The sequence below is a fragment of the Leptospira venezuelensis genome (genome assembly GCF_002150035.1).
Lineage (GTDB): Bacteria > Spirochaetota > Leptospiria > Leptospirales > Leptospiraceae > Leptospira_B > Leptospira_B venezuelensis.
Genome location: NZ_NETS01000011.1, coordinates 741,781 through 763,959, shown reverse-complemented (window position 1 = coordinate 763,959; position 22,179 = coordinate 741,781). Strand labels below are relative to the sequence as shown.

Here is a 22,179-nt window from a genome sequence, read left to right as displayed (position 1 = left end):
AGGAATAACGATGAGGTTCTTTTTTATTATTAGCATACTAATTGCATTTTTATTAGATTGTGGATCCAGGTTTGAAAAAATTTCTCCATTTTCCATTCCTCCTCAAGAATTCGACCTTGGTAACGGAGTCAAAGCTGTATTTATACCATATGAACTATCGTTCATTACTTCCAAGGGTAGAATTTTAGAATTCAACTTAAAAGATGCGTTTCTTTCTTCCGCTAAAGGAGAACAGAATGTAAATTATAGAAAAGCGACCTTTAAGATCAAAGATAAGATCTTATTAGAATGTGGATCCCAAACGATCGAAAGTCTTGCATTAGAATCTGGGGCATTACTTCTGAAAGGAAAACTTTCCGGAAAAAACTGTGAAACATCTTATACGATCCGATTTGTTTCTTCTTCTAATTCTGGACTAGATTGGAAGGTAGAAATTTCTAACCCGGAATTAAACCGCACATTTATAAAATTCAAATCGGACGAATCCGAAAGTATCTATGGATTAGGAGAACAATTCTCTCATCTAAACCTAAAAGGAAAAAAACCTTTCTTATTCTCCGAAGAACAAGGAGTGGGAAGGGGAGACCAACCGATTACCTGGGGAGCTGAATTGTTAGAAGGTGCGGGGGGAAATGAATATAGCACTTATACTCCCATCCCATTTTTTCTCACTTCTCGGAATAGAGCCTTCTTCTTTGAAAATAGTTCCTATTCTATTTTTAATTTTGAAGAAGATTCTGAAATTACAATAGAATTCAGAGAAAGAGGACTTAACGTAAAATCCTGGAAAGCTGCGAATCCTAAAGAAATCCTGAAATTATACACTTCTCATACTGGAAGATTTCCGAATTTGCCGGATTGGGCATATGGAACCTGGCTCGGGATCCAAGGCGGAAAAGCTGTCGTTTTGGAAAAGATAGAAGAAGCAAAACTCGCAGGAAATCCAATCAGTGCACTTTGGATCCAAGACTGGGTAGGGCAAAGAAAGACAGTGTTTGGTTCCCAGCTCTGGTGGAAATGGTTTCCGGACGAGACTCGTTACCCAGATTTCAAAAACTTCGTAAAAGAATTAAACCAAAAGAATATTCAAGTTTTAGGATATATTAATCCTATGCTTGCTACCGAAGGTCCTCTGTTCGAAGACGCGGTCAAAAATCATTATTTAGTAAAAGATAAAGAAGGAAAAGATTATATAGTCCAAACAGCAGGATTCCCAGCAGGACTACTAGATCTAACAAATCCAAAAACTCGGACCTGGATCAAAAATATCATCAAACAAAATCTGATAGGTAACGGACTCTCAGGCTGGATGGCAGATTTTGGAGAATGGTTGCCGACTGATGCAGTATTATTCTCAAAAGAATCTTCAGAACTCTATCATAATCGTTACCCTGTAGAATGGGCAAGGCTAAACAGAGAAGCCATCCAAGAAGCGGGCAAAGAAGGGCAAATCGTATTCTTTACACGAGCAGGATACAGTTATTCTAATAAATATTCTACCTCCTTTTGGGCGGGAGACCAGATGGTGAGTTGGGGAAGACATGATGGAATCGTATCTTCTCTCATTGGGATCTTGAGCGGTGGAATGTCAGGACTCAGTTTAAATCATAGTGATATAGGTGGATACACAACAATTCCAAGTCCGATCAAAGATTATTTCAGATCCAAAGAATTGTTTCTTCGTTGGGCAGAATTGAATGTATTCACTCCAGTCTTTAGGACTCATGAGGGAAACAGGCCTGCTAAAAATCACCAACCATATTCAGATCCTGATACAATAAAAGAATTTGCAAAATACGGACAGATACATCTTGCATTAAAAGAATATTTCAAATTTCTAAATAAAGAAGCGAGTGAAACAGGACTTCCCTTATTGCGTCCAATGTATCTTTCCTATCCGGAAGATAGTAATACAAGAGATCTACAAAACCAATTCTTACTAGGAGAGGATCTACTGGTGATCCCTGTTTTAGAAAAAGGAGAAGATACAGTAAAAGGTTATCTTCCTAAGGGAGAATGGGAACATGTATGGACAGGAAAAACTTTCCAGGGAGGAGTTTGGATAGAAACCGATGCACCTCTTGGATCTCCTGCCATCTTCTTGAAAAAGAAAGGCGCTTGGTATGAAAAACTAAAATCTGCGCTTTCTAATTTCAAAAAGAACTGAATTCGCGCGGTTTTATTTGAGTAATAAAACTTCTAAACTGTCTAAATAAAAGAAAGAAGGTTCCTTTGTCAGAATTTACGGATCCGATCGTGCTATTTGATGGAGTTTGCAATTTGTGCAATGGTGCAGTGAACGCACTTTTGGATCTGGATAAACATAAAAGATTAAAATTCGCGAGCCTTCAATCCGAATATGCAAAAAATCTAATCCAATCTAATACCTTGGAAGAAAAAGTCCGAGGTATTGACAGTATCCTTTTCTGGGATGGGAAGGAAATTCATAGCAAGTCCAATGCGGTCTTAGAGATCTGTAGGACACTCGGAGGATTTTGGAAAATTCTTCTGGCCGGATATATCATTCCAAGGCCCATTCGAAATCTGTTCTATGATCTGATCGCCAAAAACAGGTATAGACTTTTCGGAAAAAGAGAGTCTTGTAGAATGCCTACTCCGGAACTGAAAGAGAGGATCCTAGGGTAAAGGTTCTTTATTTACGGAACGGCTTGGATCAATTCGTAAAAATCTGTATTTGGACAGTCTGGCGGCATGCAGGCAAATTCTTCGCCTGCTGAATAAATAGATAATGATTGTTCCGATCCAGTTACTCTATCAGAAGCCAAACTCAATCCGGTAACAGTATTTGCATTGGCGGCCACATAATAATACCAAGATAACCCCATATCAGCACCATTTTCAGGACATCTACAGCTGAGAGGATGTCCTGCTGTAACTGTTCCGGAAACATAAGACCCAAGAGTCAAATCGTAGATCATATTTGAGCCTCCGGAGCGAAAACAAAAACGATTGATACCTCGTATGGATCCTGGTTCTTGGCAGATCTTTTCGTTTTCTAGATATTGTATAAATACAGGAAGGGAGTCGAATAGTCCTAGATTATCCTCTTTGGGAGTTAGCAAGTTTTCACAGCCGAACAAAATACAGATGCTAAAACAAAAGACTGATATTCGTCTAACGTGGTTATTAAAATTTCTTACCATGTCGACTTACTTTGCATAATTCTCTTTCATATGCAATCATTAGTAAGGAAATGAAAACCTATTCGAAACTTCCTGTTCAACCTTCAAGGCCTCTTTTCCAAAAAAACCCAAAAAACAGCCCCGACTCTGGCCTTTAAGTGCCTGTCTTTATGTCTATTCCGTCCCTGTTTGCAGCTTCCTCCATGACGAAACTTTCCTCCAATTTCAGAAAACTTTTCAGTAAGTTTGTATTTTTTCGGGACTCTATATGTGACACCTTGTAAAAACGCAGAAAATCTGTTAAAAAATGCCAAAAGTCGATAGAATAGGAACTAAAATAATTAATTTCATTAGGATTCGGTCGGATTCGTTCGATATCGTCAATTCCCCTGGATTTGGGTGGAGAAAAATCCTTGTCCCGAGATTATGGACCAGGAGGATAGGTTGAACTTTCGGAAATTTACTGCCGATCTTAAAAGCAATACCCGTTTTTTAAGAGAATTTTTGGCGGCGCAAAAAGGAAAGAACCAAATGAAAAGAAAAACTATTCTTTCGCTAGTCGGCGCATCTGCACTCATATTCCTTTCCTGGAAATCTTTCGCAAATACATATTTGGAAGAGGTAAAGGTAGATAACCAATTCATCCAAACCTATCAATCCAGAGAAGGGATCTGGATTGTTCCTGGAAAAGTAAAAGAATCCCTAGAAGATCTTTACCATAAATTCGGAACCTCCGAAAGAGAAGTTCGCCTTCTAAACGGAATTCACGACAGCGGTAAGATCCAAAACTCAGAGCCTATATTCTTCCCATATAACGCAAATTATACACGCAATCTTCTATTAGAGGACAAAGGAAGAGAGATCTTCACCTCGGATGCAAGAGAATTGATTTGGCCATTAAGCTTCAAATATTCCAGAGTTACTTCCAGATTGGGAAGACGTTGGAATGCACTTCACGCTGGCGTGGACATTGCTTGCCCGAATGGATCAGTAGTCATTGCTGCGGCTGATGGAGTAGTGACTGATTCCAAAAGAGATGGTGGATACGGACTAAGAGTGGTACTTTCTCATCCTCAGATCAATGGGATCCAAACATTATACGCTCATAATTCTCTACTTTTCGTTAAACAAGGTGATAAAGTTAAAAAAGGACAGGTGCTTGCACTTTCCGGAAACACTGGTCACACGACTGGTCCCCATGTTCACTTCGAAGTTCGTTACCAAAACGTTGTGTTGAACCCTGAACATTATCTTCCTCCTTTCTTAGCGGATAAAGAATCCCAAGTTGCGATTGCAAAAGAAACCATCCAACAATAATCGCATTGTTCTCTAATTCCGACTGGTCTTCCGAAATCTTTTCCTATTTAGAAGAGAACCTGACTGGTCGGAAATTCCAAACAGCTCTATTCGATTTTGATAATACTCTTGTCCGTGGTGATTTCGGAGAGGAAGTTATGTGTGAACTCTTAAAAGCAGGAGTTCCTTGGATCCAATCTCTTTCTCCTTTTTTCCCAGAAACTACAATTTCTGAAAAAATGGAAACATTACGTAAAACTGATTCCCAAACTTTCATGAACGAGGTCTGGAAATATTACGAATCCAAGATCGAAAAAGAAGGTCTCGAGGCCGGATATAGATGGTCTACCTGGATATTTTCCGGTAGATCCACCGAAGATTTGCAGAATACCGCAAATCATGTTTGGGAAAGACATCAGAAGGATACAAGTTCCCATGCGGTCCAAGCATTTTATCCTATGTTTGAACTTGTTAAAGAATTGGAAAAGGTCGGAACTAAAATTTGGATCATAACCGCTTCTCCTGCGCCTGTGATCCAATTAGTTTCTGAGCAATGGGGAATTCCGAAAGAGAATGTACTTGGTATGAGACTCGTTGAAAAAAGCGGGCTTTTAAGCCACGAGTTAATGGAACCTTTTACTTATGGGATCGGAAAAGTAGAATTCTTGAATCTTGCAAATGGAAGCCAAGGATTCGATATTGCATTCGGAGATTCAGAAAATGATTTCCCTATGCTTTCGCATGGTAGATCCAAAGGAATATTTTTGGATAGGGGCAAGAAGAAGGTCCCGCCTAAGGGGACTCTTATCCAAAGTGTATCGGATTGGAAAACAATTCCGAAACCACTTACCTGATTTTTAGATAATCGGGCATTGCTGGAAGTTTGTCTTCTGTCCAGATCCAATCTCCTACTAAGGAAACAATGGGAGCATTCTCTCCTTCTAAAATTTTTAATAAGGCGATTTTCAGATCTTTTGGTTCAGTGATCCTATACGGAATAGATGGAAAGTTTTTTCCAAAACTTTCATTTTCCTTTTGTTGGATATAATCAATGAAGAAGTCTCCAAACTTTTTCCCAGAGGATTTTTGTTCTTCCATCAGTTTTTGTAAGTCAGGATGAGGAGAAGATTTTGCAAGTCTTTGCAAAATGATCGTGATCCCTCTTACACTTTGGCTAAAAAATGTTCCCGCGCGGATAATCTTTCTGGAATCAGGTTTTTGGACCGCCCATTCTTCCATTTTCTTTTTTATAAATGCTAAAGAACCATAGAAAGTTAGTAAGTGGGGAAGATAATAATAAGCTGAATATCCAACTGTGATCCTTGGATTTAATTTTTTTTCCAGATCTAACATTGGATCCAAACAAAATTTTGCAGTATCAATAATATCCTGATCCGGAGTTTCGGAAACCGGGTATCCTAAATTTCCTCTGGCAGGTGTGTAGATCAATACATCTACCTTTGCATGTTCCTTATTTAAGAATTTTTGAATATTCGAAACTGCTTCTTGTGGTTCCTCTAATTTGATAAATGGGATTGTTTTATCAGAACCTTCTACCTGGGTTTCTCCCGATGTAGTGGAGTATATCTTCCATTTTTGTCCTGTTTTGGAAGAATGTTCTCTGAATGCTTGGATTGCACTTTGGCCTGCGGCTCCGGACCCGCCTACGATCAATGCTATGGACTCGCTCATTTTCGCCTCCCGGAAAAGTGAGGACCACCTTACTTATTCTGGGAATCGTATGCCAGAAAAAAAGTGAAGATAAGGTTGAAAATCGCTCGGAGGTTCGGATACAATTTTCACATCTTCATCAAATTCGTTTTTGAATTTTAGAAGATATGAATGTAATAAAAAACGCTTTGGTTTAGGAACTAAACTTTTAGTGGAAGTTTCACCATAAGTTTCATCTCCCAAGATAGGAGTGCCGATAAAAGATAGATGAAATCGGATCTGGTGTCTTCTGCCAGTAACTAATTTTGCAGCAATCAAAGAGATGTTCTTCTCCTTTGAAGCAGAAAGAAGTGTAAAATCGGTAATCGCTTTTTTACCACCTGAACGAACTGAACTTACTTTTCCTTTTCCGTCTTTTAAGAAACACTCAACTCTAAATTCTTTTTCTGTTGGAATTCCGTTACAAACTGCAATGTAAGTTTTTTTTGAATCAGCTAAGATTGAATCTGCTTCTTTGTTTCTGGATGGCTCTTTGCAGAATAATAGAATGCCGCTTGTATCTCTATCCAATCTGTGAAGTAACCGTAGATCTGGCTCCTTCTCTTGTTGCCTAACAAGATCTTCCAAGTTAGGACGGTTCGGATCGAATGTAGCTTGGGCCGGGATCCCAGCAGGTTTTTCTACAGCGAGTATGAATCCCTTTTCATACCATTTATGGATTGGAGTCTTAGGGACTTGGAATTTGTGCTTTGTTTCCCTCATAGACTCCTCTGTGGATCCTTCTCTAATTTAATCATCCTCTTTTGAAAGGATTGAAATTGGATTGACACATGTTCCGTTATATTGGACGAATTAGGTATGAAACAGGCCGACGCCGAAGAACTGGATGGGAAGGAACTCATCTCCAGCGAACATATAACAGAAGTCGTTAAAGAAAACCTAAAATTAATTCGCCATACTAAAGGACTCTCATTAGACAAATTGGCATCTCGTTGTGGTGTGAGCCGAGCCATGCTTTCTCAAATAGAGCAAGGTAAAAGTGTTCCTACAATCGCAGTATTATGGAAGATCGCAACTGGTCTTAATGTTCCTTTCAGTGAACTTCTAAAAGAAAAAGGAACAGAGGGAGTTTTTCTCTTAAAAGCAGAGAATACAAAAGTCTTATATTCCAGTTCAAAGGTATATTCTAGTCGTGCCTTGTTTCCGTTTATCGGAGGCAGAAGGGTAGAATTTTACGAACTGATCCTGAAACCAGGTGGAATCGAAGTTGCAGAAGCTCATAAGGCTGGAACAACTGAGAACCTAGTCGTGGTCCAAGGAAAATTGCGCCTCCGTGTGGGGGACAAGGTGGTAGAACTGGATGCAAAGGATTCCGTATATTTTAGAGCGGATGTTCCCCACGAATATATCAATCCAACAGATACTGAGACACTCATGTATCTGGTCATGGAATATACGGACGAAGCTAGCTAAACTTTTAGTCCTAAGTTTATTTCTCTCTCCGGGCCTTCTGTTTTCAGAAGCGCCCGATCCTTCCACAGGCTATTTTGGTATCGATAGATACGAAGAGCAGATCTCTTGTCACGAGCAAGATTGTATCCGTTATACTTTGGATGAATTAAATTCCAAAGGCGGAAAATCAGAAGTCCGAAAACTTTTAGAAGAGAATGCCGGAAAGGTCCTGGTGGATCTTTCCGGAAAAAATCTAAAACTCGCAGATGATGAATTAGACGAACTCAGAGATTTTCTATTAGAAATATCTAAAAGAGACGGAAGAGTCGCTATCGAAAAACTTCATATAGCTATCCGTGGATTAGAAATTGCAGATCCTCCCGTTTTAAAGGATGTTGGTCTGATTGGATGGGGGCTTATCCGAAGAATTTACAGAGGTGTCTATTTCAAGAAGACAGGAGATTATAACGCTAAAGTTCTATATCATCCTGGAAGTGGAAAGATCAATCTGATCTTCTTTGTTCATAAAAGATATGGAGATATCTGCGAGACTGTATTTTCTTCCTGCAATGAAATAGAATATTTAGATGAAGACACATTCGATCTTCAATTATCCACCGCGTTAAGAGAATCCAAAGAGAAAAATCTTCCAGTTAGAGTAAATTTCAAACAAGTGCAGGCTATATTTCCGGAAACAAAACTGGAATGGGAGAATGTTAAAAGTATAGGAAGATCTGCTAGAATGTACAAATGGCTGGCACTTCCTCAGGAAACTGAAATGAAACCCGTGAGCAGATCTAGGTTTCTTCCTTTGCAAGCTGCTTTGACTGTGATCGATTATTCCGTTTCAGTATTCGACTATGTGAATCAAATTATAATGTACAAACCTGCAAGAAATACAAAAGCAGAAGTGATGTACACGCAAAGATTATCGGAAGATGGAACTCCAGGCACCAAAACTATCCATTCAGTGGTGTTTGTTCCGGTGAAGGAAGAGTGAAACTTCTCCGCCTCTTAATGAAGCGGAGAAGAAATTAATCTAGATAAAGAAAATCCAGGTCAAAAGTAAGAAGGTAGGAACCAAAAGTAGGAAGGAATACACTACATATCCTCCGAAACTTGGCATTTTTATCTTATTCTCTTCGGCCACAGATTTTACCATGAAGTTAGGAGCGTTACCAATATAGGTCAATGCGCCCATAAATACCGCGCCCACGGAAATCGCTTTTAACAATTCTTCGCCCACTGGATCTGCCAGGATTTGAGTTACATTAGAAAATCCTAATAATCCTTTAGCCAAGGATAAGAATGTCAGATAGGTAGGAGCATTGTCCAGGACTCCTGAGAATCCACCGGTTACCCAGAAGAACTGATATCTTTCGGTAATTCCCAATTCTTTTCCATGATGTTCTAACAGGAGAAGTGCAGGGATCATGGTTAAGAAGATCCCGATGAAAAGATAAGCCACTTCTTGGATTGGGCCTAAGGTGAATTTATTCTTTTCTCTTAGTTTAGGATCAGAAGTCACTTTAGAGAGTGCGATCAAGCCGACCAGAACTGCTTCTCTGATGAAACTTAAGAAAGGATATTTCTCAATCGCAGGGATATAGTTTTGGTTTAAGAAAGCTACTGAAAGGATCACTCCTAAAAGCCAGAGTAGGTTTACCTGACCTTCTAACCCAAGAGGTTGTCTATGAGAATGATCGTAACGGAGGTCCTTTTTAGTTTCTTTTCCGTGCATGATCGTGTCCCAGATAAAATAGACCACAAGTAAAATTCCGGAAGCGATGATCATCTGAGGGAATAGTTTAAATGTCCAAACGAATGGAACACCTTGCAGATAACCTAAGAATAATGGAGGATCACCGAGAGGAGTTAGAGAACCGCCGATATTAGAAACCAAAAAAATGAAGAAGATCACTGTGTGGACCACATGTTTTCTTTCTGAGTTAGTTTTAAGTAAAGGACGGATGAGAAGCATAGAAGCTCCAGTCGTTCCAATAAAAGAAGCCAGGAAAGTTCCTACAACCAGGAAGATTGTATTATTCACAGGAGTAGCTTCTATATCTCCCTTTAAAACGATCCCTCCGGAAATATAGAAGAGCGATGCTAGCAGAATGATAAACGGAATATAATCGAATACCATTGTATGGAAAATTTTTCCACCCCAGCTATGTGCCATTAAGATCCCGAAAGAAACTCCTCCTAGAGCTAAGGAAAGAAGGAGCTTATTATTATTATTCTCCCACCAATGCTCAGTTGTATGAGAGATCAGAGGTAGAAGTGCAATACTGAGTAGGATTAAAACGAAAGGAATAACCGACCATAAAGGAAGATCGTCTCCTGCTTCACCATGGGCCGATGCAGTCTCTTGGTGCCCGTTTCCAGTTCCATGTTCCCCATGAGCCGAATCCGTTTCGGATTGAGCTAATGTATTTGTTTGAGGGGATGCCCCTGTTTCGGCCCAAACTGAAACGTTTAGGACCAGGGAGAGAAAGAGTAGGGTAGTAAAAAATTTGTTTCTCATCATTCTCTGCTTTTCAAAGATTTTTCGTCAGGTTATAGAGATTCAGATACGTTTCAAAGGAAAATCCGCGATTTCCGGGGTTTTTTTGGCCTCCTTTTTTTAGATTGCATAAATCCTTCCTTTTTTGCAAGATCCTTATAGGAATTCATATCTTCTAGACTTTTTGCTTTATATTCGGGCCATTCGGACCGTCAGATATATAGGCCAATAGAGAGAACCGACGACCATGACTGTTTTAGGTAAACACAAACAATACTGCCTGACTCCGGACGAAATAGAGAGTAGATTAAAATCGGTTTCAATACAACCGACCATGCAAAGGATTTCCATTTGCCAATACGTGCTTTGTGAAGCAGATCATCCAACTGCAGAAGAAGTAAAAGAATGGGTAGATAAGCGATCTTTGAAGATGAGTTTGGCTACCGTTTATAATACTTTGAACGTTTTAGTATCTGCAGGTCTATTAAGAGAATTTAAATTTTCTTGTTTGGGTAAATCGGTATTCGATAGCAATATCGATGACCATTTCCATTTCTTCGATGAGAAGTCAGGCAAATTCCATGATTTGGACTCAGAACTTTTGACCATTGATTCTAAATTACCTAAAGAGTTTAAAGTGAACAAGATGGATATCCTGTTCACCGGATCTTTGGAAGAATCAAACGTCTCCGTATAAGCCTAGTTAGATATTAATCGCCTCTCCTAAAGCTTGCGCTGCGGCTTCCATTACGGATTCTGAAAGTGTAGGATGGGCATGAATTCTTCCTGCAATTTCTTTTAGAGTCAGTTCGGATCCCATACCTAAATTGATCTCTCCTAAAATTTCGGTAACATTGGGGCCTATTAGATGAGCTCCTAATACTTCACCCGTTTTTCGATCGGCTACTAGTTTTACCATTCCTTCAACTTCGCCTAGGGCTTGCGCTCTACCGTTTGCTCTAAATGGAAATTTTCCTACTACAACGTCGATACCTGATTTTTTGGCTTCTTCTTCCTTTAAACCTACCGAGGCAACTTCAGGATGGCAGTAAGTGCAAGCAGGGATCTTGAGATAATCCAAAGGTTCAAAAACTAATCCATGTGGATTTTTGTTTTGGATGGAGATTGCTTCTGCCGCTTTAACTCCTTCTGTAGAAGCCACATGGGCAAGTAACGGTGCTCCAATACAATCTCCGATCGCGTAGATATTCGAGACCTTGGTTTTAAATTTAGAATCTACTTTAATAAATCCTTTTTGAAGGAATACTCCAATCTCTTCCAAGTGTATGTCCTCCGTATTTGGAGTAACACCTATAGCAACGAGTACCTTATCAAACTTTCTTCTTTCACCTTCTGGTGCTATTCCTTCTCCTTTTAGAAGAATAGAAACTCCATCTGATTCTAGTTTTGGTTCTGAAACTCCTACACTTGTAAGGATTTGGATGCCTCTTTTTACGAAGGAACGATTTAGTAAGTTAGATATTTCAGAATCCTCTAATGGAAGGATTTTGTCCTGCATCTCTACGATTGTTACTTGGGTTCCCATGCTAGAGTAGAAGTCCGCAAATTCAATTCCTATAGCTCCTGCACCGATAACAGCCAATGTTTTAGGAGGGGAGTTCTGTAACATTGCATGTTTACTCGAGAGAACCTTCTCCCCATCGAATGGAAGTCCTGGAAATTCTTTTGGTCTTGCACCTGTTGCTATGATAAAATATTCGGATTGGATCTCTTCCTTAGAAGTATCCGGAAGCCAGATCGTATTTTTGTCTTTGAAAACGGCATTTCCTTTCTTTACGGAAATCTTATTCTTCTTCATTAAGAATTCGACACCGTTAGACATTGTGTCTGCAACACCTCTGGAACGTTTGATAATATTTGGAAAATCAGGAGAGGCTTTTTCAACTTTCAGGCCAAAGGATTCGGATTTACGAATGGACTCTAATAAATGTGCGGATTCTAAAAGCGCTTTTGTTGGAATACAACCCCAGTTTAAACATACTCCGCCGAGTTTTTCTTTTTCAACTAGACATACGTTCAATCCGAGTTGGGCAGCTCGAATGGCGGCCACATATCCTCCAGGGCCTCCGCCGATCACAGTCAGGTCGTAGTTTTCCGCCATCTCATTCCTCCGGATGGCAATTTTGGATTTTTATTCTGACTCTGGGAAGAAGATTTTCTAAGTTTTTTCGCACGGAGCTCAACGGAGAGCACAGAGGAAAGATTTGTTGGAGTTCCAACGTGAATTTAAGTTTGTCCCCGCCCGCTTAGGGTGGGGGCCGGTCGGTGGTACCTGATGGAGTTATCACAAAATGTGACTCTTGGCAATTAGATTATTTTTGCAAACTTGTTGGAGTTCCTACACTTTCTTCTTTAAAACCAGGATCATTCTACTCGCATTACTTTTGAATTTTACTTCATTATAATTGGAGTAAACATGTAGGATCTCCATCCTGTGTTTTGCGAGCATTCGTTGGAGTTCTACTAGGAAGTAGGCTCGCATCAAATGTTTATCTTTAATCTCTTTTGCGTTCAGATTATAGATATAATTTACTTCTACAACTGTTGATTGGTCTGCCCTTACTAGACGAAATCCTCTGTTTCTTTGTATGGTTGTGTTTTTGGCTTTGATTTGAGCGACTGGGCCGATTGCTTTTCTTTTGATCTTGCGCAGAGGTTCTGCATTCCAAACTTCTAAAACTGCTATACCTGCAGGTTTCAAGTTCAGCTCCAGATTTTTAAGCGCTGCTTCTACTTCTTCATTAGATAATAAATAATTAAAGGAACCGAATAAACTAATGATCGCGTCCCATTTTTCCTGGGATTTATAAGATTGCATTGCACCAACTTCGAATTTGCAATGGGAATATCTTTTTTTGGCCACCTCTATCATTTTGATGGAGGAATCGACTCCGCGGGATTTGTATCCAAGACTTTGGAAATGGGTGACATGCTCTCCGGTCCCACAACCTAGATCCAAAATATTTCGGACCCTGTGTTTTCGGAAAAGCCTATCTATAAACTGGGTCTCCATCTCGAATTTTCGAGCGTTCTTTTCTATATCGAAGTAATATTCTGCCAGTTCCGAGTAGAGTTTCATAGAAAAATCGTTTGAGCCGGACCGGGAAAAACCCGTTAGATATAGTAACGGAACTGAAGTTTACAAAATGCAATTTTTCCCCGATTTTTTTCCAATTTCAGAAGTTTTTCCAATCGCTTCCGCTTCTCTTTCCACCTGGATAGATGGGGAAGTATTGGCCTTAGGTGGGATCTCATTCTGCCTTCTTTCCCTTTTTGGTTATGTAGTTCATACTACAATGGATAAAAGAGAAGAGAAGGGATCAGAAGTCGAAGTTCCATTCTTCCAATCAGTTTCAACGGAAGAAGTTCCCGAAGTCCATAAGGAAGTTGTCTCCGAAAAGAGTCATTTAGAGGAAGGTGTTCCTACCATCTCCCGAGAACAAAGTTTTGCTTATACGGAAGAAGTTCCTAAGGAGACAAAAGCTCCCTTTCAATCCTTCTTCTTTCCTGTTCGCGGAAAAACCTACGAAGCAGTAAAATCATTCTTAGATTCTATCCAAACAGGCGAAGAATACTGGGAAATATTGCTCCACGATTCGAAAGGAGATCTACAAACTGTAGCTAGTAAGACTGGAAGTATTTCAATATTTCCATCCGAAAGAAAAAGGTCATCTGAACCTAAAGAGGGAGCAATCATTTGGAAACTGGAATGGGATTCATTTTCTCTGGGAGAAGTCAGACAAACTTCTTCTTCGCCTTCTGAATTCTCCCTTGATGAAATTTCTTTGAGATTGGATAAACTTGTAGAAGGGCTTGTTCTTGCTGGAGAATCTCAGGATGGAGAGACTGGCTGGAATTCCTACCCGATATTTTCCCAACATTTGGAAAGGGAAAAATATGAGGGAGAAGATACCAAAATCCTGGTTTTTATGGAATTCGAGTCAGACGGTGATTTGGTCTCCGATTTCAAAAGTTTTGGGAATTGGTGGAAGTCCAGATTTGGAGAAAATTCTTCCATCTATCGTATCCGAAAGAATCGTTTAGCTACTTTCTTTAATGCGGAAGATTGGATAAAATTCCAAAACTCACTTTCAGGACTTATGGAATTTTTAGGTCCAGATAAGACCAGGCTCAATATCGGTGCTTCTATTCGAGTCAGAAAAAACGATTCTGAATGGGAACCGAGAGCCAAAAAAGCATTACATTCTTCTAAAGAAGAGGGACCGAATCGTTTAGTATGTCTTTGAACATAGATCCTTTATTGGATGAAAAATTCATACTTACAATTTCTCAGATCTTCCCTGAGTTTTTGGAAAAAAACTTGGGAGTTCAAGCTGTAAGAGAAGCATTTGGTCCTTCTAAAAATGAAGGTCTATGTTACGAGAATTGTACTGCGGTGGATTTTCAAGGAGAAGCAAAGGGGAGGCTTTTTCTTGCAATGGATGGTTATACTAAACTCAAACTTCTCCCCAAAATCGCCAGGTCCTTTCATATTGATCCTACGATCCGTAGTCATGCTGCTTCTATCATGTTAGAATTTGCCAACCAGATTTGCGCTGAACTCATCTCCGAAATGAAATTGGGAAGATTCCAAATAGATATTCTTCCTCCTGAAAATCTGAACAATAAATTGGTCCCGATCGATCTGGAAAATTTAAGACAGTACATTTTGATATATTTTTTAAAAGACGAGGATGCCAAAGAATATTTGGGTAGGATCTATCTCATTCTTCTGATGCAAAAATACTAATATAGAAAAAAGGCTTCCTTAGCATGATTCAACACTCTTTCCAGGGACTCCCATTCTTACTCAAATACGCAGACATGATAGATTCTCCTGATTCCGAAATCAGAGAAGAAAATTTAAAGGTTTCTAAGAAGCCTTCCTTCAGGACCAAAATTTTTCCAGGACCCAAAAATTCTCCTGTGATTTACTTACAACATGGGATGAGTAATAGAGGGATTGATGATCCAAGAATTCTCACTCTTGCGAAACATCTTAAGAATACGGGTGCAACTGTATATCTTCCTGAACTTTCAGAAGTGAAAGGTCTTGAGATCTCTGTCGACACAGTCCCGAATATTAGAGCTTTATTCCAAGAGATAGTGAGGATAGAAGGCCAGGCAATCTCCTTCTTATCAGCAAGCTTCTCCGCAGGAATGGGAATGGTGGCTTTGTCTGGAAAGGAAGAGCAGAAGAATCTAAAATCTGCTCTACTTGTTGGAACATATTCTGACTTTGCTGACACGCTTCCATTCATTCTATCCAATTACGATATAGAGCCTTATGCGGTTCATGTTTTACTTTATAATTATATTTCAAAGCTCCGACCTAAACTTTCCAAATTAGAAGAATTCTATTTCGAGGCAGCCTTGGACAACGGCTTAAAAAGAACGGGAGAAGATGAGAAGTCCCCCAAACTTCTGGAAAAGCTAAACCAGAAGGAAAAGGATTTCGTATACTGTGTCCAATCCGATCCAGGCTTCAGAATGAGCTTAGTAGAGCCTATTCTATCCGTATTGCCGCCTAACTTCATTTTACACAATTCTCCTAAGAACTTTCTAGCTGAATGGAGGGCACCTATTGCATTATTGCATGGATCGGACGATCCAGTGATCTCTCCGGACGAATCAGCGCAATTATTTGATTCGTTAGGGAACGATAAAGGAGGGAGGAAAGTGATCTTAAGGTCTAAATTGATCACTCATGGGGACCATCTTCCGTTTTATACTCAATTAGGTGAGATCCCGAAGCTTGCTGGACTCTGGGGATTTTTTCTAAAAAATTCCGGTCTCTAATATTGTTTACGTTATATTTTCTGAAAATATTCCGTCCTTAGAGATAGGCCCCTTGTGTCTTTTTTTTGGGCTCCGGACTCTTGTATATTCGGAGCAAAAGGTTATAGTGGTCTATCGTTAAAAACGCGAAAAGGAATAACCGGCGGGGTTCAAATACGATCTTTTTCGGATCTTTTAAAAGGTTCCGAGAATGGATTTCTTCCGTGATAAAAAAAGGCGGAGGAAACTTCTTATTGAATTGTTAGCTAGGTAGTATGGTTGTGAGTACAGAGCAAACTTCGGGTGTATCAGATCAAGAGACAAGCTGGGAGAGTGTATTCTCTCTTAAGATCAGTTCGGATAATCTGGGCGCCGATCTAACGATTCGTCCTGGGATGATCAAGGGAAGGGCTCTTTCCACTAGCATTGTTATCGAATATCTTCATAATAAGGATATTTCCCAAGATCGTATCATTGGGGATAATATCTACGGTGCTTTAAAACAGTTACAATCATCCACATCTCGGATGGATTTTTCTCCTATTTCTTTCGTGGTTGCCCAGGGTTTCCCTCCAGTCAAAGGTGAGGACGGTTGGGTGAAATTCTATCATCCCCAGGCTCAAAGGGTCAAGATCGGCGAGGACGGACACGCTGATTATAGAAATATTGAAAGGTATATTTATGTAAAAGCAGGCGAGAAGCTTGCAACTCTATTCGAAGGGATCCCTGGCAAACCTGGTATGGATGTTTTCGGAAAACCGATCTCTCCTCCTCCAATCAGAAGACCCAAACTTACTATTGGCAAGAATGTACAAGAGAAGGGTTTAGTCCAAGAGAACAAACCTTTGGTTGAATATTTTGCTACTTGCAATGGTGCAATCTTCTCTACCGAATCTTCCATCACTGTTTCTCAAGAATTGCAGATCGATTCCAACGTTGGGCTCGGAACCGGAAACATCAATTACGATGGAAACGTTTTAGTAAAAGGAGATGTAGAAGCCGCTACCTCTATCAAGACCCAAGGGAACTTGATGGTAAAAGGGAATGTGGAGACTTCGGATTTGGTCATCGCTCGTGACTTAGAGGTCAGCGGTGGTATCAAAGGTGATGGAAAGAATGTGATCAAGATTGGCGGACATCTTTATGCTAAGTTCATTGAGAACGCAGAGATAGAAGTAGATGGAGATGTCATTGTAGAAGGTTTTATTCTTAACTCCAAGATCCATTCCTTAGGAAATGTGATCTTAAATGGATCCAGTGGAAACTTGGTATCTTCTACCGTTTCTACTTATATGGGTCTGACCTGTGCAACTTTAGGTTCTCAGGCAGAATTAGATGTAACTGTGGAACTCGGATTTCATTTTAGGAACGAGAAAAGTTTTCAAGATCTAACTAAACGTCTCCAAGTTGCAGAAAAGGAAATAGAAAAGGTACTTCCTAAGGTTCAACAAATCAAACAGATGGTCCAAAGATCCAGAGGCCAAATACCTGAAGATAAAAAAGAAGGTTATCGTAAGGTCTTCGAAGAATACAATAAGCAGAATAAGTTCATAGAACTCGTGAAACAAAAACTGGAAGCATTAAAGTCTTCTAGATTTAATCCTGGAGAAGTTCAGCTCGTGGTTCGCAAAGGCTCTTATAAGGGAAGTATCATCAAGTACAGAAGACAGGTGGAGAAAGTCGAAAAATTCCAGTCTGCATTTATGATGCGTTTCCAACCAGGGCAGGATAAAGCTGCCATGGTAGCTATTAAGCCTCAAAAGTGATCAGCCGAAAAAATCTTTGATCTTATCCGGAGGAACAATTCCTTTCTCCGTGATAAATGCTTTGATTAGACTTGCAGGAGTAACGTCAAAGGAAGGATTGAGTGCTTTTACTCCTACTGGTGCAATCACACCTTCTGCAAGAATAGCTTCTCCTTTTTCATTTTTCAAAAAGTTCAAACGAGTTACCTCGTCTTGTGTTCTCATCTCTATTGGGATCTGGGAACCGTCTGTAATTTTGAAATCAAAACTTTTTTCTGTGGCAGCAATATAAAAAGGCACACCATGGTGTTTTGCTAAAACTGCCAAAGGGTAGGTTCCAATCTTATTCGCAGAATCGCCGTTAGCAGCTACTCTGTCTACTCCCACGATGACTGCGTCTATTTTTTGGGAGGACATTAGCCAGCCGGCCATGCTGTCTGTGATCAGATAATTTTCGATCCCTTCTTCCATCAATTCCCAGGCAGTTAGTCTGGCGCCTTGCAGGTAAGGACGGGTCTCATCTGCGTATACAGTAAGATCATGTCCGGCATCTTTCAGGGATCTGATGACTCCTAATGCTGTTCCGTGACCTGCGGTTGCGAGTGCTCCAGTATTACAATGGGTAATAATTTTAAGTTTAGAAGGAGAAGGAGGAAAAAGTCCCACTCCATTCTTTGCTAATGCTAAATTGTTTCGAATATCTTCTTCGAAAACATGGATCGCGAATTCTTCCGACTTTTGTTGGAGTTCCGACAAGGACACATTATCATATTTTTCTTTAGGAAAAATAGAAGAGAGTTCTTCAAATGCCCTGCGAAGATTTACTGCGGTAGGTCTGGATTCTAAAATTTTGGAAAGTATGGATTGGAATTCTTGGTAATCGGGTTTTTTAGAAAATTTATTAAATTCTAAAACTGCACCGAATAACCCGGTGATGGCGATTGCTGGAGCGCCCCGTACCACCATTTCTTTAATGGCGAAAATTGTATCCTCGGAGTTTTTAGCAGTGAACCATTCTTTTTTACCTGGGATTTGTCTTTGGTCTAAAAGTTTTAGTCCTCCTTTCTCCCAAAAAATCGGCCTTAAGTTCTCTTTTTTCATTTTTTTACTCTCCGAGGCTAAAGCAGGCCTTTCGTTTTTTCGATGATAAAACTGTGATTGAAATCATCCACCGACTCCCCGGCGGATGAGGACGAACCGGGGCAGATCCCGCCCCGGCTTTGCCTACTTGACTAGGATACCAGTACCTTTAATCCTTACATAATGGCAAAGAGAAATCCGACCTCAGGTCCGAAGCTTTTCGGATTCTCACTGATTCACCCGCTGAATCTGGTCTTATTCTTCAATATTTTCGTCTGGGTACTTCTGTTGTTGGAAGGCGGACGAGGAATTATTACTTATTTTTTCGGATTGAACCCAAGCCTAGTCATCGAAAAGAAAATGTACTGGCAGATATTCACTTACGGATTCCTACACGTGGTAGGGGGAGATTTTTTCTCTTCTCTCATTCATATCGGAATGAATATGTTCGGACTATTCACAGTCGGTTTCTGGCTTTGCAGATATATTGGCGGTTGGAAATTCTTAAGTGTATATCTTCTCTCCCAACTAGGTGGGGGACTTTTCGTTTTGTCTTTTTCTTATATAGGCTGGAAGACCGGACTTGTTCCTGAAAATTCAATTTGGGATAGTTATCATTCTACAACAGTTGGAGCTAGTGGCGGAGTGTTTGGCGTGCTTGCCGCATTCAGCCTAATGTTCCCTGAAGCTAGATTTGTATTCCCTCCTGTGAGGGCAAAATTTGCTCCTTGGGTTTTGATTGGTGTTGGATTTTCAGTAGATGCTTATTACCTTATGCAATTCCACTCCAGTGGAGTCATGTCCCAAAGTTTTTTTGGGATGATGAGCAACTCGGGTCATTTAGGTGGAGCAGTCTTTGGTCTATTGAGTCTTCTTGGCTTACAAAAATTCGGAGGAAAAACAAAAACTCCGATCTTTGTAAGAAGATGGGAGAAGCCTAAAGAAAACCAGGAAAGAGTAGTCGTTCTCCAAAAAAATTTAGAAGATCCTTTTGAGACGCAGGTTCGGAAAAATAGAGAACTCTTAAGTCAACTGTATGGAATTTCAGATGTATGGGAGAAGGAAAATATTCTTTCGCCCATACAAGCGGAGAATACAAATCTATGTCCTCCCTCGGACTACAACCCGGAGGATATGTTTTGTCTTCGCTGTGAATGGCTTCAGAATTGCGAATTAAGAAAATTAAAGAAAGATCACCCCGAACTCTGAAAGAATTTTTGAGAAGTTTTTCGTCTATGTTGTTATAACAAGTATTGGGCGGAAATTTCTGGACATAAATCGAATACGTCCATAGAATAGGTTCCGTTCGAAAATTCGGACAATCGGCTTTGAGGACCTCAGTAAAATTGGCGGATAAAAAGAAAACAGTTCTTCCCGATGTTCTTATGAGGGAGAAATTACAAAAGATCGCCCTTAATGAAAAAGCAAAAGCAGCCCGGGTACTAGGATCAGATAAAGTCGGTGGCGAATCTGATCCAAGAAGAGACGACGGACCAGGCTCAAAAATTTTTAAGGCCATAGACGAATCCCTCTCTGATCTCAGATATTATTTTCTGGAAGGGGAGTATGGGGATAAGGTTGCCGACCTATTCAATCGTAATGAAAGCCAATTCGACAGATTGGGTATTACTCCTAGACGATTTTTAGATTACGCTAGAGAATCATTCGATCGTTTCAAACAATTACAGAAAAAAATGCCTTTGGAACCAATGAACAAGAAAGGTTGGGAATATCTGGAAAGAAGTTTGTCTGAACTGATCGGAAAACTGAACGAAAAGTTTAATAAGTAAGATTTAGAAAACTACTACTCTAAGTAGAAACTGTAAGTTGGAATTCCAACAAGATAATCAAGGGACTGCGTCTATAACTTGATAATACCGGGTAGATGGACACCCGGTAGGCATACAGGCAAATTGTTCTCCTGAAGAATAATTATCTAAGGTTTCGGGTGTTATAGAAGTATAAGAATTCGGGACCAATTCTAATCCTTTTTGAGAATTTGCGTTTGTTGGTATATACAGGTACCAAGAAAAAACTGAATCAGATCCATCTTCCGGACATCTGCATTTGAGTGGAGTATTTGCTGAAACCGTTCCTGAAATATAGGCACTAGTATTCAAATTATAGATCATATTGGAACCTCCTGCTCTGAAACAAATACGATTGATACCACGTATTGAGCCGGGTTCTTGGCAGACACTTTCATTTCTTAAGTATTCGGATAATATATAAAGATTATCCGTCCTTTCTACTGTTTTGCGTCCAGGATCATCATTTTCTAATAAACAAAATTGGAAATGAAATAGGATCAGTATGAGGAGAATGAATTGAGGCATTTTCTATAGACCTATAAAATAGATACCCCGAGAAAGAGACTAACGGACAGTTTTAATTTATATTTTATCTCGTTTTAATAAACAAAAAAGCCGCAGATGTCTGCGGCTTTTTTGTTTGGAAGTTTAGTTAAAAGATTAGAAGAATCTTTTCGCTGCTTCTTCTGGAATTGCAATACCAGTAAGTTTTGCTTTTTGAAGAACTTCCCAGAAGTAACGGTAAGTTGCTCTGTCATGAAGATCTCCGTCATGTTGGATCGGTCCCCATTCTGCATCTTGTGCTTTTACAAGGATAGCAGCAGAAGTTTGAACTTCGCTATAGTCTGGAGCCATTGCGTCTAAGATCGCTTGGATTTGAGTTGGATATATGGACCACATACGAAGGAATCCGAACTCATCATGAGCTCTTTTAGCATCTTTATAAGTTTGGTATTGGTTTTTAAGGTCAAGAGTAACGTTATGCGCTGGGATTACTCCATGAGCTAATGAAGCAGCTACACAAGAAGCTTTTGCTCTCCTTAATAATTCGTGATCGAATTGTCCTGGGCTTTTCATACAAGAAGCTGGGATTGCTCCGTGGTGACCTGAGATGAAGTCCATTAGACCGAAATCAACTACTTGCATCCAAGGGAGAGCAGCGATCTTGTCTACGTCAGCAAGCGCTCCGTGAGTTTCGATCAAAACGTGGATTGGGATCTCTCTAGTGATCCCTGCTTTCTTAGCAGCGCCTTGGATATAAGTGATCATTTCTTCCACTTGGGAAGCTTTAGTAGGTTTAGGAATAGTGATGTATGCGATCTTGTTTCCTGCACCTGGAACAATAATATCTACGTCTTGTTTCCAGAAAGAATTGGTATAATCGTGGATCCTAACACCGCTCATATTATGTTTATTGAGTTCGGAGTTTTGAATACGGACGATCATTTCCGCGTGTTCTTTTTCTTTTCCGGTTTGAGCACCATCTTCACAGTCCATTGTGATGTCGAAAAGACCGCCGAGTTTGTTTTGTAACTCTAGAGCTTTAGTGATCAGTTTTTCGGATCCGGCAAAATGTTCGCAGGCCGGGATGATAGGGAAAGGTTTTTCTCCTTCGAATAATGCATCCTTAGGATGTGGTAATTTGGACATACAAGTACCTTTTAAGTTTTTGCGAT

21 protein-coding genes and 1 pseudogene are annotated in these 22,179 nt (G+C 39.9%); 13 read left to right on the top strand and 9 right to left on the bottom strand.

What is annotated here, in order from left to right:
- Positions 1-10 precede the first annotated feature (10 nt).
- Both B1C82_RS19695 and B1C82_RS19690 read left to right on the top strand, forming a co-directional pair.
- Complete coding sequence (locus B1C82_RS19695) at positions 11-2,167, top strand: alpha-glucosidase (RefSeq protein ID WP_086449232.1); 2,157 nt, start codon at positions 11-13, stop codon at positions 2,165-2,167.
- 65 nt (positions 2,168-2,232) lie between these two features.
- Positions 2,233-2,646 (top strand): thiol-disulfide oxidoreductase DCC family protein, encoded by a 414-nt coding sequence (locus tag B1C82_RS19690; RefSeq protein WP_086449231.1) that lies wholly within the window; start codon positions 2,233-2,235, stop codon positions 2,644-2,646.
- Positions 2,647-2,657: 11 nt separating this feature from the next.
- On the opposite strand, the gene B1C82_RS20610 is transcribed toward B1C82_RS19690, so the two are convergent.
- Positions 2,658-2,939: a hypothetical protein gene (locus tag B1C82_RS20610; RefSeq protein ID WP_157894151.1), complete on the bottom strand. Its 282-nt coding sequence runs from the start codon at positions 2,937-2,939 to the stop codon at positions 2,658-2,660.
- Between the two features lie 735 nt (positions 2,940-3,674).
- Here B1C82_RS20610 and B1C82_RS19675 point away from each other — a divergent pair.
- Both B1C82_RS19675 and B1C82_RS19670 read left to right on the top strand, forming a co-directional pair.
- Positions 3,675-4,460, top strand: a complete 786-nt coding sequence (locus B1C82_RS19675; protein ID WP_411550328.1) for a M23 family metallopeptidase — start codon at positions 3,675-3,677, stop codon at positions 4,458-4,460.
- Between the two features lie 5 nt (positions 4,461-4,465).
- Positions 4,466-5,293 (top strand): HAD family hydrolase, encoded by an 828-nt coding sequence (locus B1C82_RS19670; RefSeq protein WP_086449228.1) that lies wholly within the window; start codon positions 4,466-4,468, stop codon positions 5,291-5,293.
- On the opposite strand, the gene B1C82_RS19665 is transcribed toward B1C82_RS19670, so the two are convergent.
- Together B1C82_RS19665 and B1C82_RS19660 are read right to left on the bottom strand one after the other, a co-directional pair.
- Positions 5,286-6,131, bottom strand: coding sequence for a hypothetical protein (locus B1C82_RS19665; RefSeq protein WP_086449227.1), 846 nt, complete (start codon positions 6,129-6,131; stop codon positions 5,286-5,288). The two genes, B1C82_RS19670 and B1C82_RS19665, sit on opposite strands and share 8 nt — an antisense overlap.
- Before the next feature lie 33 nt (positions 6,132-6,164).
- The gene (locus B1C82_RS19660) at positions 6,165-6,872 is read right to left on the bottom strand and encodes an RluA family pseudouridine synthase (RefSeq protein WP_086449226.1); all 708 of its coding nucleotides are present in this window, start codon (positions 6,870-6,872) and stop codon (positions 6,165-6,167) included.
- 96 nt (positions 6,873-6,968) lie between these two features.
- Here B1C82_RS19660 and B1C82_RS19655 point away from each other — a divergent pair, with 96 nt between their 5' ends.
- Together B1C82_RS19655 and B1C82_RS19650 are read left to right on the top strand one after the other, a co-directional pair.
- Positions 6,969-7,583, top strand: coding sequence for a helix-turn-helix domain-containing protein (locus tag B1C82_RS19655; protein WP_024864129.1), 615 nt, complete (start codon positions 6,969-6,971; stop codon positions 7,581-7,583).
- The gene (locus B1C82_RS19650; RefSeq protein ID WP_411550333.1) at positions 7,564-8,562 is read left to right on the top strand and encodes a hypothetical protein; all 999 of its coding nucleotides are present in this window, start codon (positions 7,564-7,566) and stop codon (positions 8,560-8,562) included. The genes B1C82_RS19655 and B1C82_RS19650 overlap by 20 nt, the downstream gene beginning before the upstream one ends.
- A gap of 39 nt (positions 8,563-8,601) precedes the next feature.
- Here the strand turns inward: B1C82_RS19650 and B1C82_RS19645 are convergent.
- Positions 8,602-9,936: pseudogene (locus B1C82_RS19645) on the bottom strand (sodium:proton antiporter); the annotation flags it as partial.
- A gap of 379 nt (positions 9,937-10,315) precedes the next feature.
- On the opposite strand from B1C82_RS19645, the gene perRB reads away from it, so the two are divergent.
- Complete coding sequence (gene perRB / locus B1C82_RS19640; RefSeq protein WP_086449223.1) at positions 10,316-10,765, top strand: peroxide-responsive transcriptional repressor PerRB; 450 nt, start codon at positions 10,316-10,318, stop codon at positions 10,763-10,765.
- 6 nt (positions 10,766-10,771) lie between these two features.
- Here the strand turns inward: perRB and lpdA are convergent, their stop codons facing one another.
- Both lpdA and B1C82_RS19630 read right to left on the bottom strand, forming a co-directional pair.
- A complete protein-coding gene (gene lpdA, locus B1C82_RS19635; protein ID WP_086449222.1) occupies positions 10,772-12,190 on the bottom strand; it encodes a dihydrolipoyl dehydrogenase in 1,419 nt (472 codons plus the stop codon).
- Between the two features lie 237 nt (positions 12,191-12,427).
- Entirely contained in the window at positions 12,428-13,168 is a 741-nt protein-coding gene (locus B1C82_RS19630; RefSeq protein ID WP_086449221.1) for a class I SAM-dependent DNA methyltransferase, read from the bottom strand.
- 67 nt (positions 13,169-13,235) lie between these two features.
- On the opposite strand from B1C82_RS19630, the gene B1C82_RS19625 reads away from it, so the two are divergent.
- From B1C82_RS19625 to B1C82_RS19605, 4 genes are all read left to right on the top strand, one after another.
- Positions 13,236-14,336 carry a hypothetical protein gene (locus tag B1C82_RS19625; protein WP_086449220.1) on the top strand — a complete coding sequence of 367 codons (1,101 nt, stop codon included), beginning with the start codon at positions 13,236-13,238 and terminating at the stop codon, positions 14,334-14,336.
- On the top strand, positions 14,327-14,839 hold the full coding sequence (locus B1C82_RS19620) for a chemotaxis protein CheX (protein ID WP_086449219.1): 513 nt from the start codon (positions 14,327-14,329) through the stop codon (positions 14,837-14,839). The genes B1C82_RS19625 and B1C82_RS19620 overlap by 10 nt, the downstream gene beginning before the upstream one ends.
- A gap of 23 nt (positions 14,840-14,862) precedes the next feature.
- A complete protein-coding gene (locus B1C82_RS19615; protein WP_086449218.1) occupies positions 14,863-15,888 on the top strand; it encodes an alpha/beta hydrolase family protein in 1,026 nt (341 codons plus the stop codon).
- A 254-nt stretch (positions 15,889-16,142) separates the two neighbouring features.
- A complete protein-coding gene (locus B1C82_RS19605; RefSeq protein WP_086449217.1) occupies positions 16,143-17,633 on the top strand; it encodes a DUF342 domain-containing protein in 1,491 nt (496 codons plus the stop codon).
- Here the strand turns inward: B1C82_RS19605 and mtnA are convergent, their stop codons facing one another.
- On the bottom strand, positions 17,634-18,713 hold the full coding sequence (mtnA, locus tag B1C82_RS19600; protein ID WP_086449216.1) for an S-methyl-5-thioribose-1-phosphate isomerase: 1,080 nt from the start codon (positions 18,711-18,713) through the stop codon (positions 17,634-17,636).
- Between the two features lie 162 nt (positions 18,714-18,875).
- On the opposite strand from mtnA, the gene B1C82_RS19595 reads away from it, so the two are divergent.
- Both B1C82_RS19595 and B1C82_RS19590 read left to right on the top strand, forming a co-directional pair.
- On the top strand, positions 18,876-19,901 hold the full coding sequence (locus B1C82_RS19595) for a rhomboid family intramembrane serine protease (protein WP_086449215.1): 1,026 nt from the start codon (positions 18,876-18,878) through the stop codon (positions 19,899-19,901).
- A gap of 137 nt (positions 19,902-20,038) precedes the next feature.
- Positions 20,039-20,482 (top strand): LIC11177 family protein, encoded by a 444-nt coding sequence (locus tag B1C82_RS19590; protein ID WP_086449214.1) that lies wholly within the window; start codon positions 20,039-20,041, stop codon positions 20,480-20,482.
- Between the two features lie 57 nt (positions 20,483-20,539).
- Here the strand turns inward: B1C82_RS19590 and B1C82_RS19585 are convergent, their stop codons facing one another.
- Both B1C82_RS19585 and B1C82_RS19580 read right to left on the bottom strand, forming a co-directional pair.
- Positions 20,540-21,028 carry a hypothetical protein gene (locus B1C82_RS19585; RefSeq protein WP_086449213.1) on the bottom strand — a complete coding sequence of 163 codons (489 nt, stop codon included), beginning with the start codon at positions 21,026-21,028 and terminating at the stop codon, positions 20,540-20,542.
- A 135-nt stretch (positions 21,029-21,163) separates the two neighbouring features.
- Entirely contained in the window at positions 21,164-22,153 is a 990-nt protein-coding gene (locus tag B1C82_RS19580; RefSeq protein ID WP_086449212.1) for an HpcH/HpaI aldolase/citrate lyase family protein, read from the bottom strand.
- Between the last annotated feature and the right edge of the window lie 26 nt (positions 22,154-22,179).